The sequence below is a fragment of the Candidatus Thiosymbion oneisti genome (assembly GCF_900092655.1).
Classification (GTDB): Bacteria; Pseudomonadota; Gammaproteobacteria; order Chromatiales; family Chromatiaceae; genus Thiosymbion; species Thiosymbion oneisti.
In genome coordinates, this window is record NZ_FLUY01001860.1 from 1 (window position 1) to 14,166 (window position 14,166).

Here is a 14,166-nt window from a genome sequence, read left to right on the forward strand (position 1 = left end):
TGGGGAGAGGGCGAACGAAAACAGGGATCAACCAATCACAAACGGCGCCGGTGACGCTTAACTTAATGGCATTGCCTTTCACCTACCGGACAGATGAATATTCTCCCGAATAAAACCACTGATATCGATATTCTTGAGAGGCTGTTTGAATAAAAGTGGTAGCGGCTAAAAATGTTCTAAAATGGTTCCTTTATCATGTATTTCTTTGCGCTTTTCCCGCCTTATATTAAGTCATTTGGGAGGCTATCAATTATGAATATCCATACAGTAATAGATGATCAACTCTTTCATCAAGCCGTACATATGACAGGTATGGTAGATAATCGTATGTTGCTTGAATACGCATTACGTTCATTATTACAAACTCAGAAAACTAAAAATTTAGAAAAAACCACGCAATCAAAATTTGATTTTTGGGAACGATTACAACATTTTCGCGGTTCAGTCAATTTATCGGAGCTAGGCGATATAGATGAAATTTTTTCTAATGTACGCGACGAAGACTCTGGCAGAACAATAGTATTATGACTTTACGTTATTTGCTGGACACCAACATTCTTTCGGAAGCGATTAAACCCCAACCTTCATTATCAGTTCTTGAGCATACGAATCGCCATAAATCTGAACTATCGACTGCCAGTGTGGTTGTGCATGAACTTCTATTTGGTTGTTTGCGTTTACCTTTTGAGGCTAAACGCCGTACCGATCTTCAGAATTACCTCGACCAAGTTATATTAGCCGGCTTGCCTATTTTTTCCTATGATATTGCTGCCGCGTTGTGGCATTCCCAAGAACGCGCTCGTTTGACAGCGCAAGGCAAACCCCCGCCTTTTACCGATGGGCAAATTGCCGCTATTGCTAAAGTGAATGATCTGATTTTAGTCACTCGTAATATTGATGATTTTAACGGGTTTGAAGGATTGACCGTAGAAAACTGGTTTGATTGATTATGCATTCAGATGGGCGTTTTGCCTAACATGGATCATTCGCCTGACATTCGGCTGCAAGCGACCCAATGCCGCAATCCGGCTCCTCAGCAGCTTTCAAGCTCAGTGCCACGCGGCATTGGGTGCCTAGGCCAAGCCGTTAGGGTCCAGATGCGAATATTTCGTTGGCAGCTGCTTTTGGCGTTAGCCCCTCTACAAAAGGCCCCGCAATGGAAGTCAAACTAAGCAAGCAACAAAAAGTCGCCGTAAATGGTGCGGAAGACATTTATCTGATCATGCGCCAGATTCTCCGTAGAGAAAACAAAATCGGTCAAGGTCAGGAACACTTCTGGATGGTGGGTTTGAATCAAGCGAACAAAATACTTTATATCGAGTTGGTCGCTCTGAGTTCTACCAACATGGCGAGCATCAACCCCAGAGAAGCCTTCCGCATGGCAATTTACAAGCTGGCCGTTCAGGTTATTATGGTCCATAATCATCCCGGCGGGGATGTGACGCCATCATACGAAGATCAGGATCTCACCGATCATTTTATTCAGGCAGGCAAATTTCTTAAGGTCGAAGTGATCGATCATCTCATCGTCAGCGACGAAACCTATCATAGTTTTGTCGATTCGGGGATCTTCAAGAAACTTCAGGTAAGCGAACGATGGATTTTGCCTTATAAACTCAAGGAGAGATACAGGGAAGAAGGGTTAAGAGAAGGGGAAGAGAAAAAAGCCATTGAAATAGCAAAGGCAATGAAGCAAAAAGAGATCAGTATAACGATCATTGCTGAAACATCAGGGCTTTCAATCGAGGAGATTAAAGAACTATAAGGGTGGCTACTGGAAAGTTCATCGTAAAACAAGAAAACTGTCGGCCAACAACTGGCTTAACCCGACCCAATATCGCACATTGGGCTCAGGAGCTTAGCTCAGGTCATTGGGAAGCGCGGTACTGGAGAGGCTAGGCATGCTGTTAGCTTTTGATAGATGCAAGTGAGGCGATTTAAATATCGGAGATACTAATGATAGAACTCCATCCAGATTATATTGTTGACGAGGATTTAAATAGGAGAGCAGTAATACTCCCATATTCGGAATGGGAGAACATAATCGAAGAGATGGAAGAGTTAGATGATATTAGAGCTTACGATGAAGCCAAAACCAAAGCCAACGAAACTATTCCGTTTGAACAAGCAGTCAAGGAAATTGAGAGTGGTATGGTTAAGTGAGTTATACCATAAGAATCAAGCAAAATGCTCAAAAATCATTGGCAAAGATATCGCAGCCATATCAAGCAAAAATTATCGGGTCGATAAGAAATCTATCGAACGAACCAAGGCCAAGCGGATGCAAAAAGCTCATTGGTCGAGATGCTTGGCGAATTAGAGTAGGGGATTATCGGGTGATTTACGAAATTACCGACAATGAATTAGTGATTTTGATTGTCCATATTGGACACCGTAGAAAAGTGTACAAAATAGAAAGCTAACCCGGGCCTCCAGCCGACCTCGTTCCGTGGCGGCTGGGGCGGAAAAGGGGTCAGGCTCAATTGATGAGTCGTTTTCTGCTTTTTGCTGCCGGTGGTGCGAGGCATTAGCTGTCGTCATTCAATCGTTTGTTGTTGCAGGTTACCATCGGATACTTATTAACTGACTGAGGCGAAATCGGCATGGCACACACTGAGTTAAGCGGAGACGCCTTAAAAAAACTGTTCAAAGAAGCCCTTACTGAGATGCTCCAGGAGCAGCGTGAACTATTGCATGATGTGTTTGTTGAAGTGCTGGGAGATATGACGCTAGCCGAGACTATCCGAGAAGGTCAACAAACGGAAAAAGTCTCCAGAGAGGCGATTTTCGAAATTCTTGAGGGTCAGGGGTGAAGATCATATTTCGAAAGAGTTTTGCACAAGATCTGAAGAAAATCTAAAGATCCAAACATTCTGGCACAAGTCGAGCAAGCCGTAGAAGAAGTAGAAGAGGCGGCCAGTTTAAGAGAGGTCAACAGGGTAAAAAAGCTCGGTGGAACCGATAGCCTTTACCGCATCCGCGTTGGCGAGTATAGGATCGGCTTGGCGGTTGGCGCATCTGAAGTCGAGTTTGTGTGGTGTCTTCATCGGCGCGGGATGTATCGGCACTTTGCATGAAATTAGGGCAAACGACAGCTAAAAACAGGCTCCAGCGGATGCTCGTAAACTCGCACCGCTGAGCTTGCCGTTAGTGCGCCAAGCGAAGCTTGGCGCTTCTTGCCGGGTGAAAGTCCCGGTCGGGAAAGGGTTAACCCCCCACCCGTATCGCATGTTGCGCCGCTGGCGGAAAGCGACGCCTTGGTAGGGACACTGGAGCGAGCGTGAACAACAGAGGTGAAGCGTACACAGAGAATCTTGTAGGCCAGAAGGGCGACTGCACCACCCTGGAGCGATTTCAGCCTCGTGAAAGGCAACAAAGCAGACGGCGACAGTGTTAACGGACTGGAAGCCAACACAGAGGAATCGGTAGTCGAGACGATGGTTGAGATCGTGTGGCACTGCCGGGAAACCAGGCAGAGAACAGAGAAAACAAACATCGACCGAATGAAACGGCATGGTGAGATTCCCGAGGGAGAGGGTTATCTTCTGTGGTGTTGGCGTTTTATCAACAAGCGTGCAGCGAGCGGTGTAGACCGGCAGGATGCAGGCAGCTATAAGAAGAGCCTGTGGGCGAATGTAGTCGCCCTGGTCACAGCAGTCAAAGCGGGAAGGTACCATACCAAGCTGGTGCTCAGGAGATACCGACCCAAACACAACGGGAAGTTGAGACCCTTGGGTATACCGGCCATTGCGGACAAGCTGTTACAAATCGGGGTATCGAAGCGACTGGAAGCGATCTACGAACAGGATTTTCTGGACCGCAGCTATGGCTACCTGTCAGCTACCGACCTGGAGTCGGTGCCTTAGAAGCGGTGAGAGACCTGAGCGTAGCGCTGAGAAGTGGTAACTACCACTACGTAGTAGAGGCAGACATCCGAGGCTTTTTCGATCATCTTGAACATGAAAAGCTGGTCGAGATGTTGGAGCTAAGGATAGACGACGAGCCCTTTATAAAGCGGATACGCAAGTGGTTGAAGGCAGGCATACTGGAGCCGGATGGAGCGGTGAAGTACCCGGAAAGAGGCTCACCGCAAGGCGGGATCGTGTCACCGATACACGCCAATATCTATCTTCACGATGCGTTAGATGTGTGGTTCGAAGAGACCGTCAAGGCGCACTGCCGAGAGGCGGCGTACCGATGCCGGTATGCGGACGACTTGGTATGCGCATACGAGCTTGAGGCCGATGCCGAGCGATTCTACGGTGTGCTCGCAGACAGGTTAGGCAAGTTTGGATTAGAAGTTGCAGCAGAGAAAACGAACTGGATGCGGTTCAGTCCGCAAAACTGGAAAGCGAGTGGTGCCTTTTCATTCTTGGGTTTTGAGTTTCGCTAGGAACGTGGCCGCTGGCACAAGCCAGTGCTCAAACGTCGCACGGACCGTAAGAAATACCGCGCAGCGCTGGCGAACTTCCAGGAATGGTGCCGTGAGAGCTGCCGGTTACCTAAGCGGGTAATATTTGCCAGGCTCAATTCCAAGCTGCGCGGGTATTACAACTACTACGGTATCCGGGGGAACGATAAAAGCTTGCAAGACTTCTATCATCATGCCAAGCGGATTCTTATCAAAGCGCTAAACCGCCGTAGTCAACGGCGTAGCTATAATTGGGAAGGATTTGCGGAACTGATAAAAGTCTTCAAACTCCAGAGCCCACGCCTATGCCACGCCTTCTGAACACTACGAACGATGACGCGCCATGTGCGAAGTGAGTGACTTTGAGGAGCCCCGCGCGGTAGTTCCGCATGCGGGGATCTGTACGGGGGCGGCCGGGTAACTGGCCGTCCTACCGTGATGGATCCAGATGCAAATATGAGGAAAATATCATGCTAAAATTTGGGATAATGAAAACCACCGCAATAGATGGTATCATTACATGCTCCAGAGATGTTTTAAGTGGCACACCAGTTTTTAAAAATACTCGTGTACCAGTCAAAAATCTTATTGACTATTTAGAAGCTGGAGATAGTTTAAATGAGTTTTTGGATGATTTCCCATCAGTAAAAAGAGAACAAGCCATACAAGCATTGGAAGCAGCAAAAGAGACACTTTTGGAAAAGGTTTATGAATATTCTCATTGATGAATGTTTGCCAAAGAAATTGAAGAGAGAATTACTTGATCATACAACTTACATGGTTCAAGAAAAAGGATGGTCAAGCATGAGAAACGGTGAACTACTCAGCGTTGCAGAAAATAGAGTTTGATGTTTTAATCACGGCTGACCAAAACCTGGAATACCAACAGAATATGAATCATTTTGATATTTCAGTAATTGTGCTTGTTGCATCTGATAACCGACTTCCTACACTTAAGCCGTTAATACCTGCACTGCATAATGCACTGAAAACTATCCAATCTCATGAGATAATCAACATTGAATCCTAACAAAATAGAATGCAGCTGACTTTCTTCGTCGGCAGCTGATTTTGGCGTTAACCGCCAGAAGTTTGAGAGTTGGCAATGCGGTGCAAGGTAGAGAAGTCGGTAGCTTGCGGAAGAGATCGTTTGCGATGGTTAGGCCTTCGGATGCGGAAGATAGTTATAATCATTATCCTGAGTTCCTTGACCACTAATTATATAACATTGCCATGACTACAAAAGAGCTTATTAAAGCAGAGATTGACAATGTTGATGACAGATATTTGGATGAACTTTACAGTATCATAAAGAACTTTGTTGGAGCTAAGAGCGTTTCCCAAGAAGGCAGTTTCATGTCAAGATTGAAATGCATCAAAATCAATGCTCCACTTATACGGATTGCCCAAGAAATCATGAAGCCTATTTTTGTTGACACTTCGGCCTTGATTGCTATCGGATATGGGAATTTTCGAAATATTTACTACTGATCATCACTTTAGAACAGGCAGGATTTGAAATTTTGTTAAAAAGATGATCCAGAGCTACAGTCACAATTCAAAAGCTGGGGTTATATCGCCTAACAGGGTCGGGCGACCAGAGAGAAAATGACAGACAAGATCACCATCGAGATCGACGGGTGCGCTTGCGAGGCGACCCCCGGCGAGATGATCATCACGGTCGCCGACCGTGAAGGTATCCATATCCCGCGTTTTTGCTACCACAAGAAGCTGTCCGTTGCTTCCAATTGCCGCATGTGTCTGGTGGAGGTAGAGCAGGGTGGGCGACCCTTCCCCAAGCCGGCCCATGCCTGTGGCACGCCTGTCGCCGAGGGTATGCGGGTACTGACCCGATCACCCCTGGCCATAGATGCCCAGCGGGGCACCATGGAGTTCCTGCTCATCAACCACCCGCTGGACTGCCCGATCTGCGACCAAGGCGGCGAGTGCGAGCTGCAGGACGTAGCCATGGGCTATGGCGGGGACGTATCCCGGTACAGCGAGCGCAAGCGGGTGGTCGCGGACGAGGACTTAGGTCCCCTGATCGCGACCGATATGACCCGCTGTATCCACTGTACCCGCTGCGTGCGTTTCGGGGCGGAGATCGCCGGTGTCCGCGAGCTGGGCGCCACCGGCCGCGGCGAGGATATGCGCATCGGCACCTATGTGGCGCACACGATCTCCCACGAGCTCTCGGGGAATGTCATCGACCTCTGTCCGGTGGGGGCCCTCACCTCCAAGCCCTTCCGCTTCAATGCCCGCTCCTGGGAGCTGACCCAGGCCGAGGGTATCGCCCCCCACGATGCGGTGGGATCGAACATCCATTTCCACATCCGCGACAACCGGGTCATGCGGGTGCATCCCAAGGACAATGAGGAGGTGAACGAGACCTGGATCTCGGACCGGGACCGTTTCAGCTATCAGGGCCTCGATGCCGATGACCGCCTGCTCCACCCCATGGTCAAAAGGCCCATGGTCAAAGGAGATGCGCAGTGGCGGACCGCCGATTGGCAGGAGGCCTTGGGCATGGTCGCCGAAGGGCTCAAATCCGCCGGTGACAACGAGTTGGGCGCTTTGGTTGCACCGACCGCTACGCTCGAAGAGATGTACCTGCTCCAGAAGATCATCCGTGGCCTGGGTGGCAACCACATCGATACCCGCCTGCGGCAGCAGGATTTTCGCGGCGATACCGCCGATGCCCCGCTGCCCTGGCTCGGGGTGCCCATCGCAGAGCTGGAGCAACAGCAGGGTCTGCTACTGATCGGGACGGACATCCGTCAAGAGCAGCCCTTGTTGGCCCATCGCATCCGCAAGGCGGCCATGGCCGGGGCCCAGGTGGCCCTGGTCAATCCACTCACGCTCTCCTTGACCTTCCCGAGCCGGCAGCATGTCAGCCATCCGGCGGGGATGCTCGAAGACCTGGGGGCCATCGCCAAGGCCCTAGACGGGCATAGCTCCGGCCCGGTCCAAGATCTGATCGCCGCCGCCCAACCGGATGAGTCCCACCAGGAAACCGCGCGGTGGTTGCAGGAGGCAGGACAGCAGGGTAGGGGGTTGGTCCTGCTTGGCGCACTTGCCGCGGCACATCCGGACTACTGCCTACTCAAGCATCTGGCCCAGGTGATTGCGGAGGCGGCCCAAGCAAAGGTTGGCTATTTGCCGACAAGTGCCAATAGCGTAGGGGCCTACCTGGCCGGTGCCTTGCCGCACCGAATGCCGGGGGCGCGCGTGAGTCAGGCCATCGGCATGTCCACGGCGGAGATGTTGACGCAGGTCCGCAAGGCCTATCTGTTGTGGGGTATCGAGCCCGCTTATGATCTCGGCAACCCGGCCCGGGCGCTCAAGGTCCTCGACCAGGCGGAGCTGGTGGTGGCCTGTGCGACCCACCGCAGCCCTTCCCTGGAGCAGAGGGCCCATATCATGCTGCCCGTCGCGGCCTTTGCCGAGACCTCGGGCACCTTCGTCAATGCAGGTGCGAGCTGGCAATCCTTCCGCGGAGCGGTGGCCCCCCCCGGTGAGGCACGGCCCGGCTGGAAGCTATTACGGGTTCTCGGTAATCTACTCGATCTCCCCGGCTTCGAGCAGACTAGCTCGACGGATGTCCTTACGGAGCTGCAAAGGATCTGCAGTGGCGTAAAGCTAAGTAGCCAGCCGGACAACCGGCCCCAGGGCACCTTCGAGGAGAAACCGCGGAGTTCCGGAGACGGGCTCGTCCGGATCGGCAACCTGCCCATCTATGCCGTGGATGCCCTGGTGCGCCGCGCCCCGGCCCTCCAGCACACGCCGGCCGCCGTTCAGCTCGGCGCATTTCTGCGCAGCACCGAAGCATCGGCGCTGGGACTGGCCGCGGGTGACTTGGTGGAGGTGCGCCAGAATGGTTCATCCGCGCGGATGCCGGTGGGTCTGGACGGCGCGGTCCCCGCGGGTTGTGTGCGCATTCCGGCCGGGGTTGCCGGCAGCGAGAATCTGGGGGATCAGATCGGTCCCGTGTCCGTGGCCAAGGTTTGAGGCGATTACATTTGCCGAACGAGTGGGGAAACAAATGTCTGTGCTTAAATTCCTTGGTTTTATGATAGTTTTTTTCAGCACCTTTACCTTTGCCCAAGACAAGGTAGAAATAAAAACCGTGCTTGGCAAACAGTCGGATTTTGATAGATTAAATGATTTCCTTTCCAGGAAATCGGATCGTCGTAGTGAGAAAGAGCTTATTGTTTATTTCTTTGATACCTCCTCCTGTAGCTTGAATGACAAAGGCCTGATTTTAAGAGCACGTATTCGGCAAGGGGATTCATTTTTGGAAGGGAAAATGGAAAGTACCGTAAAAATAAGAACAGATAATCTTCAGGATATCCCTGGTTTTGAGTGTGAAAAAGACCTGTTACCAAACAAACGAGAGCTATTTTCTTGCAGCTTGAAGACGACAATTCCCTTTTTAAGCTTTAGTGAAGGTTCGAGACCGGATGGATCCTTTGTATTTTGGTCCGATCAACAGTTAAAAAAAGTCGAGGAAATAATGGATCAGTCACTTAGCCAATTGTCTCTGCAAACATATGGCCCGATAAAAGCAACCAAATATAAATATAAAGGGGTTAAGAAAAATATAAAATCACTTACCCTTGAAGTATGGGAAATGAACGGTCAACAACTTTATGAGCTTTCTACAAAAGTGCCGGAAAGTAAGAGCGATCGGGCACAAGAAGAAATGAATGATCTCCTGAAGAAAATGGACATCAAAAGCAGCGCTTTGACCAAGACACGCTGGGCATTGTCAAAGTTAAGTGCTTGTTATCAGCCGGATCCGGATTAACTGGATGTCCAGCGAAATCATCCGCTATCCTACTTTCCACCCATCGCCTGTAGATAGAGAACCATGATAGCGCTCTGGGATTCACTGCCGGTAGTCATACAGATCTTGCTCAAGATCGTTGTCCTCCTGGGACCGCTCATGGGCCTGGTGGCTTATTACACCCTGGCCGAACGTAAGGTCATCGGCTACATGCAGATCCGAATCGGCCCCAACCGGGTCGGACCGCGGGGCCTCCTGCAGCCCATCGCCGATGCGGTCAAGCTCATGTTCAAGGAGATCGTGCTGCCTACCGAGGCGAACAAGATCCTCTTCCTGATCGCCCCCATGCTGACCCTGGGCCCGGCCCTGGCTGCTTGGGCCGTATTTCCCTTCGACGAAGGGCTGGTACTGGCGGACATCAATGCCGGTCTCCTCTACATCATCGCCCTGACCTCGCTGAGTGTCTACGGCGTGATCATCTCAGGCTGGGCCTCCAACTCCAAATACGGCTTCCTGGGGGCCATGCGTTCGGCGGCCCAGATGGTCGCCTATGAGATCGCCATGGGCTTTGCCCTGGTGGGGGTCCTGGTAGCGGCCGGCAGCCTCAACCTCGGGGACATCGTGCGCGCCCAGGAGGGTAGTCTGCTGACTTGGTTCTGGCTGCCCCTGCTGCCCCTGTTCGGCATCTATTTCATCTCCGGCGTGGCCGAGACCAACCGCGCCCCCTTCGACGTAGCGGAGGGCGAATCGGAGATCGTGGCCGGCTTCCACGTCGAATACTCGGGGATGGCCTTTGCCGTCTTCTTCCTCGGCGAGTACGCCAACATGATCCTGATCTCGGCACTGTCGGCCCTGATGTTCCTCGGCGGCTGGCTGTCTCCCCTGCCGGCGGCCTGGGTGGACGGGATCTTTCTGCTCGACGACGGCTTTCACTGGTTGGTGCTCAAGACCTTCTTCTTCATGTTCCTATTCCTCTGGTTCCGGGCCACTTTTCCCCGCTACCGCTACGATCAGATCATGCGCCTGGGCTGGAAGGTCTTCATCCCCATCACCATCGTGTGGATCCTGGTGATCGGGCTTGCGGTGATCTATGAGCTGCCGCCTTGGTGGGCGGTATAGGGAAGGCATAAGGATAGAGCTATAAGCACAGTGGTCGTGGGTATTTAACTATAGAAACCTAAATATAAGTTCCTATAGTTAGGCACCTACTATTGGATACTTTAGTTGCGGCGGAGAAGTCGTCGATTGCATGTTAGAGTAAAATACATTAGGAGGTTATCGTGAGTTCTAATGATGTGAGGGAGTTTAGTAATGCTCTTATATCAATAAAAGGGAATGCTATGCGCTGCGAAAACAGCGTGTATTCTATAATGAATATAGTGTCAGTGACATTTGACTCCATAAGAAAAGAGAACCCGGAGCCTCAGAGCATTCAAGATAATTACGACAGAGGTAAGTTATTTTTTAAATTTTTTCTATTCGTATGCGCTATTCTCATAATATTGGTCGTGTGGGAAGCAAATGACAGAACAAGTATAAACGTTATTATCGATTGGTTGCGTAGTGAATCCGGTTTAAATGAAAAGGAGTTTAGGGATTTATTAATGTTTTTGTTGTTGGCTATACCAGCCTCATTGCTCATCAGTATATTATTTCTTGTGAGAGCAACATGGTCGCGTTGGACGCATGTGGATTATTATGACATACATGGCTTAAGAGTCATATTTGTTAACAATCTTACTTTGTACTTTGTCTCTAGAAGTGACTCTGGATTTATAAAAGAAACAATTGATGGGCTTGAGGAATTTATATCTAATCCAGCATATCGCGAGAGAAACGAAATGATTGTAAATTTCTCAGATAGAAGCGTGAATATAAATGAGGTTAAAAACTCCAATGTAGTTGGAGGCGATGTTCAAGGTGATGTTAGCAATGGGTAATCATATTAAAGCGGGAAAAGTTGAAAATAGTAATATTATTGGAGGCAATGTCTCGGGAAATGTCACAACAGGGGCAGGGGCAACCACCTCGTCAGGAAAAAATAAATCAAACGCACCAGAAGAGGGTAATCTAATTAAAAATATTGAAAAAGCATCAAGCAAGGCGGGGCTTTTTCTTATAACAATATTTTTGCTGGCCTTGATCGTGTTGTTTGTTCTTACTAGGTAATTATTCTCTAAAAGGCAAATGTACACGGACTGCTAAAAACTGCGCTGCTTCGCTATGCAGTTTTTGGCAGCCCGTGATTTGCGGTGTTAGCCATACAACACCAATTAACTATCAGAAGAACAAAATCAAAACACTATCCACATGGTGAATATCGCCTGGACCGATTATCTGGAGTATAGAACGAAACTCAGGGAATTTGATCTTGGAATGATTGAAGAAATCATCAGGTATAGTAATGAACGGTATTTCGATACATCGACGAACCGAAAGGTGGTCGTTGGAAAACACGACAAGACTCTGGTCTTGATCCCTTACGACATAAGCGAAAACAACATAATGACTCCCATTACGATTCACGCCACTACCCGACAGCAAATCAATTACCGTCTCTGGCTCCCACGCTCCAGCGTGGGAGCAAATCCAGACGCTCCAGCGTCATGAAAACCTTGGCCGCTGGAGCGTCCACAATTGCGTTCTCACGCTGGAGCGTGGGGAACGGGCCAAATGCCTAACTGAGATTGTGAAGGTAAAAATGACTGCGCAAGCACGAATTCAGTATATATCGGATAAAGAAGGGCAACCTGTAAGCGTCATCGTGCCTATTCATCTCTGGCGCGAAATTACCTCAGAAAGAGAAACGGCTTATTTGCTGAAAAGTGAGACAATGAAGAAGCGACTTTTGGAAGCAAAAAATCGAACTGGAGGCATTTCTCTTGACAACGCCCGCACGCAGCTTGGAATTTGACCCGGTAGATTTCGAAGATTTGGCATGGTGGGTACAAAACGACAGAAAGAAAGCCTTGCGTTTCATCCGACTTATTCAAGAAACTCAGGAAAATCCATTTGAAGGTATTGGTAAACCTGAGCCACTCAAACATGAATTAACGGGTTGCTGGTCAAAGCGTATTGACCAAGAACATCGACTTGTTTACCAGGTTCAAGAAGACAAAATTAGAATTTTGGCGTGCCGTTACCACTATTGAAACGAAAGGATTTTGAAAACAGGTGCGAAAAAAGCATAGTAAACGTAATACAGGGAACGCCGAGCTTTTAGATTTTGAAAAGCTGTATGTCGGGGGTCGAGATTATGTCGTACACTGATTTTGACTTAAAAAAAGTTAAACAAGAACTGGGGGTTACCCTAACAGAGAAGCAAAATGTCTTTTCTGCCGTCGAAAGTATTGATATTTCCTCTGCTCTTACTGAAATATTAGCGGAAAATATCCCGCTTGCCCGTGCTATTAATACAGAGAAAGCTCGTTCAGAACTTATTATTGCAAATATTTTGGTGGAAGTGCGAAAAATACTTGAGCACAAAGTTAGTCTGTTTTCCGGAATCGAGTTCGATGTCGATAAGGAAAAGGGATTAAATGGTGTCTGTGATTTTATTATTAGTGCCTCCCAAGAGCAATTGATCTTGAGCAGTCCTGTCATTACTGTGGTTGAGGCTAAGAATGAAAATATTGTCGGAGGTCTGGGTCAATGTATCGCGGAAATGGTAGCAGCAAGTATTTTTAATAAAGCTGAAGGTAATCGGGTTATGCGACTATATGGTGTAGTTACTACCGGAACCGCATGGAAATTCATGAAAATGGGGGGGCTTGATGTAGTGATTGATCTTGATGAATATTCAATTGAAAATTCAGGTAAAATTGTCGGCATATTATTGGAGGTGTTAACTCAAAATGCCTGATGTTATGCTCCAGCCGTCCGCACGCAAGGTTTTTGATATTTCGAGGCTCTGTCGAGGCGGGCGGCGGCTAAACTTCGGCGTAAGGAGAAATGAGAAGGTGAAATTGAAACCGCTCTCTTTGCTGACAATGATTTTGATGCTGATTTATTCATCACCCTGGTGTCAGGAACCGACTTATAAACAGGGTGTCAATATTTTTATAGAAACCGGTGTGACCCAACCGGATCGGATACCGACCTGGTATGCCCCCATGGTTGCCATGCCGTATGCCCCCGTATTTGAGATTCTTGCGACCAAAGGTACCTCAGGGCGGTATTATCAGCGTACTTATGCGGTGACAATAAAAGACATGATCAAATGGCACGGTCATGACTGTGAAGGGATAACACATGTGGCCAACAGCTGTAAAATCGCTTTCGCTATCCTTTTTCCTGACGGAATCATAGATAGAAGTGTGCTCAGAGGAATTTCGGGGACAGGTCCCTGCTGGTCGGACGGAGTCGCTTTCCTGACCGGGGCACGTCTTCAATACGGCACTCTCGGATTCTTTAAGAACAAAGATTATAATCATGCGGTTATCCTGTATCGTGAGGATACCAACGTCGCTGTTCTGGCAACATGGAAAAAAGGAATCAACAACATCCCTGACGAACCGGTTGTTCTTCCGGGTGAAATTATCTGGAAGCCCAAAGTTGATATGCGGAAAGTCATGGAACTGAAAAGGATCGTCAAAAATCCAAAAGGACAACCCGACCCCTATAAGGTGGATCTTCTGCGTTATTATCAGTGGCAGCATGCCAACGATATCCTGAGTCGTCCGCTAAGTGAAAGTTATCAAGCTGAAATCATAGAAAACTTTAAATGGGAAGATTGGGTTGACACAACAAAAATCGTACCAAATCCTCATAAGCGCGGAGATATCCGTTTAAAAAATTATCCTTACCGTGAAAGACCTATTTCAGGACCTGTTTCGGAAGGAAAATAAGTCGCTTCTAGGAAAGCAAGCGCAGAATAGGGGACAGACCCTGATGTATCCCCACATTATTGCAATCTAAAACAACGAGTTATGGAGCGAATGAGCGGCCACGATGCCCTCATGGCTCGTTC

At 48.9% G+C, this 14,166-nt stretch carries 20 protein-coding genes; all 20 read left to right on the plus strand.

Annotation, left to right across the window (positions count from 1 at the left end):
• Positions 1-252 precede the first annotated feature (252 nt).
• The 20 genes from BQ17_RS21180 to BQ17_RS19825 all read left to right on the plus strand — a co-directional run bounded on the left by BQ17_RS21180 (position 253) and on the right by BQ17_RS19825 (position 14,044).
• Positions 253-528 (plus strand): type II toxin-antitoxin system VapB family antitoxin, encoded by a 276-nt coding sequence (locus BQ17_RS21180; protein WP_176722531.1) that lies wholly within the window; start codon positions 253-255, stop codon positions 526-528.
• Positions 525-947 (plus strand): type II toxin-antitoxin system VapC family toxin, encoded by a 423-nt coding sequence (locus tag BQ17_RS19735; protein WP_089730070.1) that lies wholly within the window; start codon positions 525-527, stop codon positions 945-947. Before BQ17_RS21180 ends, BQ17_RS19735 begins: the two co-directional genes overlap by 4 nt.
• Before the next feature lie 164 nt (positions 948-1,111).
• Entirely contained in the window at positions 1,112-1,765 is a 654-nt protein-coding gene (locus BQ17_RS19740) for a JAB domain-containing protein (RefSeq protein WP_141699400.1), read from the plus strand.
• 191 nt (positions 1,766-1,956) lie between these two features.
• Positions 1,957-2,163, plus strand: a complete 207-nt coding sequence (locus tag BQ17_RS19745; RefSeq protein WP_089730074.1) for a hypothetical protein — start codon at positions 1,957-1,959, stop codon at positions 2,161-2,163.
• The gene (locus tag BQ17_RS19750; RefSeq protein WP_089730075.1) at positions 2,160-2,423 is read left to right on the plus strand and encodes a type II toxin-antitoxin system RelE family toxin; all 264 of its coding nucleotides are present in this window, start codon (positions 2,160-2,162) and stop codon (positions 2,421-2,423) included. The genes BQ17_RS19745 and BQ17_RS19750 overlap by 4 nt, the downstream gene beginning before the upstream one ends.
• A gap of 180 nt (positions 2,424-2,603) precedes the next feature.
• The gene (locus BQ17_RS19755) at positions 2,604-2,813 is read left to right on the plus strand and encodes a hypothetical protein (RefSeq protein WP_089730077.1); all 210 of its coding nucleotides are present in this window, start codon (positions 2,604-2,606) and stop codon (positions 2,811-2,813) included.
• Positions 2,814-3,503: 690 nt separating this feature from the next.
• Entirely contained in the window at positions 3,504-3,866 is a 363-nt protein-coding gene (locus BQ17_RS23630) for a reverse transcriptase family protein (RefSeq protein WP_256091685.1), read from the plus strand.
• 5 nt (positions 3,867-3,871) lie between these two features.
• Positions 3,872-4,393: a reverse transcriptase domain-containing protein gene (locus tag BQ17_RS23635; RefSeq protein ID WP_256091686.1), complete on the plus strand. Its 522-nt coding sequence runs from the start codon at positions 3,872-3,874 to the stop codon at positions 4,391-4,393.
• A 506-nt stretch (positions 4,394-4,899) separates the two neighbouring features.
• Positions 4,900-5,136: a DUF433 domain-containing protein gene (locus BQ17_RS19770; protein ID WP_089730096.1), complete on the plus strand. Its 237-nt coding sequence runs from the start codon at positions 4,900-4,902 to the stop codon at positions 5,134-5,136.
• Positions 5,120-5,260 (plus strand): hypothetical protein, encoded by a 141-nt coding sequence (locus tag BQ17_RS23000; RefSeq protein ID WP_218068368.1) that lies wholly within the window; start codon positions 5,120-5,122, stop codon positions 5,258-5,260. The genes BQ17_RS19770 and BQ17_RS23000 overlap by 17 nt, the downstream gene beginning before the upstream one ends.
• A gap of 384 nt (positions 5,261-5,644) precedes the next feature.
• Positions 5,645-5,902: a hypothetical protein gene (locus BQ17_RS19780; protein ID WP_089730079.1), complete on the plus strand. Its 258-nt coding sequence runs from the start codon at positions 5,645-5,647 to the stop codon at positions 5,900-5,902.
• A gap of 117 nt (positions 5,903-6,019) precedes the next feature.
• On the plus strand, positions 6,020-8,419 hold the full coding sequence (gene nuoG / locus BQ17_RS19785) for an NADH-quinone oxidoreductase subunit NuoG (RefSeq protein ID WP_089730081.1): 2,400 nt from the start codon (positions 6,020-6,022) through the stop codon (positions 8,417-8,419).
• Positions 8,420-8,453: 34 nt separating this feature from the next.
• Complete coding sequence (locus BQ17_RS19790) at positions 8,454-9,218, plus strand: hypothetical protein (protein WP_089730083.1); 765 nt, start codon at positions 8,454-8,456, stop codon at positions 9,216-9,218.
• 63 nt (positions 9,219-9,281) lie between these two features.
• A complete protein-coding gene (gene nuoH, locus BQ17_RS19795) occupies positions 9,282-10,316 on the plus strand; it encodes an NADH-quinone oxidoreductase subunit NuoH (protein ID WP_089730085.1) in 1,035 nt (344 codons plus the stop codon).
• Between the two features lie 161 nt (positions 10,317-10,477).
• On the plus strand, positions 10,478-11,137 hold the full coding sequence (locus BQ17_RS19800) for a hypothetical protein (protein ID WP_141699401.1): 660 nt from the start codon (positions 10,478-10,480) through the stop codon (positions 11,135-11,137).
• Positions 11,130-11,366, plus strand: coding sequence for a hypothetical protein (locus BQ17_RS21185; protein WP_141699402.1), 237 nt, complete (start codon positions 11,130-11,132; stop codon positions 11,364-11,366). Before BQ17_RS19800 ends, BQ17_RS21185 begins: the two co-directional genes overlap by 8 nt.
• Before the next feature lie 532 nt (positions 11,367-11,898).
• On the plus strand, positions 11,899-12,111 hold the full coding sequence (locus BQ17_RS19810) for a prevent-host-death protein (protein ID WP_089730098.1): 213 nt from the start codon (positions 11,899-11,901) through the stop codon (positions 12,109-12,111).
• Entirely contained in the window at positions 12,080-12,349 is a 270-nt protein-coding gene (locus BQ17_RS19815; protein WP_089730092.1) for a Txe/YoeB family addiction module toxin, read from the plus strand. The genes BQ17_RS19810 and BQ17_RS19815 overlap by 32 nt, the downstream gene beginning before the upstream one ends.
• Positions 12,350-12,453: 104 nt before the next feature.
• The gene (locus BQ17_RS19820; protein WP_089730100.1) at positions 12,454-13,059 is read left to right on the plus strand and encodes a hypothetical protein; all 606 of its coding nucleotides are present in this window, start codon (positions 12,454-12,456) and stop codon (positions 13,057-13,059) included.
• Between the two features lie 97 nt (positions 13,060-13,156).
• Positions 13,157-14,044, plus strand: a complete 888-nt coding sequence (locus BQ17_RS19825) for a formylmethanofuran dehydrogenase subunit E family protein (RefSeq protein ID WP_218068369.1) — start codon at positions 13,157-13,159, stop codon at positions 14,042-14,044.
• Positions 14,045-14,166: the final 122 nt, after the last annotated feature.

Bases quoted from the DNA above. Each gene is read 5' to 3' on its own strand.
- BQ17_RS21180 (WP_176722531.1), top strand. From the start codon at position 253: ATGAATATCCATACAGTAATAGATGATCAACTCTTTCATCAAGCCGTA.
- BQ17_RS19735 (WP_089730070.1), top strand. From the start codon at position 525: ATGACTTTACGTTATTTGCTGGACACCAACATTCTTTCGGAAGCGATT.
- BQ17_RS19745 (WP_089730074.1), top strand. From the start codon at position 1,957: ATGATAGAACTCCATCCAGATTATATTGTTGACGAGGATTTAAATAGG.
- BQ17_RS19755 (WP_089730077.1), top strand. From the start codon at position 2,604: ATGGCACACACTGAGTTAAGCGGAGACGCCTTAAAAAAACTGTTCAAA.
- BQ17_RS23630 (WP_256091685.1), top strand. From the start codon at position 3,504: ATGAAACGGCATGGTGAGATTCCCGAGGGAGAGGGTTATCTTCTGTGG.
- BQ17_RS19770 (WP_089730096.1), top strand. From the start codon at position 4,900: ATGAAAACCACCGCAATAGATGGTATCATTACATGCTCCAGAGATGTT.
- BQ17_RS23000 (WP_218068368.1), top strand. From the start codon at position 5,120: ATGAATATTCTCATTGATGAATGTTTGCCAAAGAAATTGAAGAGAGAA.
- BQ17_RS19780 (WP_089730079.1), top strand. From the start codon at position 5,645: ATGACTACAAAAGAGCTTATTAAAGCAGAGATTGACAATGTTGATGAC.
- nuoG (WP_089730081.1), top strand. From the start codon at position 6,020: ATGACAGACAAGATCACCATCGAGATCGACGGGTGCGCTTGCGAGGCG.
- BQ17_RS19790 (WP_089730083.1), top strand. From the start codon at position 8,454: ATGTCTGTGCTTAAATTCCTTGGTTTTATGATAGTTTTTTTCAGCACC.
- nuoH (WP_089730085.1), top strand. From the start codon at position 9,282: ATGATAGCGCTCTGGGATTCACTGCCGGTAGTCATACAGATCTTGCTC.
- BQ17_RS21185 (WP_141699402.1), top strand. From the start codon at position 11,130: ATGGGTAATCATATTAAAGCGGGAAAAGTTGAAAATAGTAATATTATT.
- BQ17_RS19810 (WP_089730098.1), top strand. From the start codon at position 11,899: ATGACTGCGCAAGCACGAATTCAGTATATATCGGATAAAGAAGGGCAA.
- BQ17_RS19820 (WP_089730100.1), top strand. From the start codon at position 12,454: ATGTCGTACACTGATTTTGACTTAAAAAAAGTTAAACAAGAACTGGGG.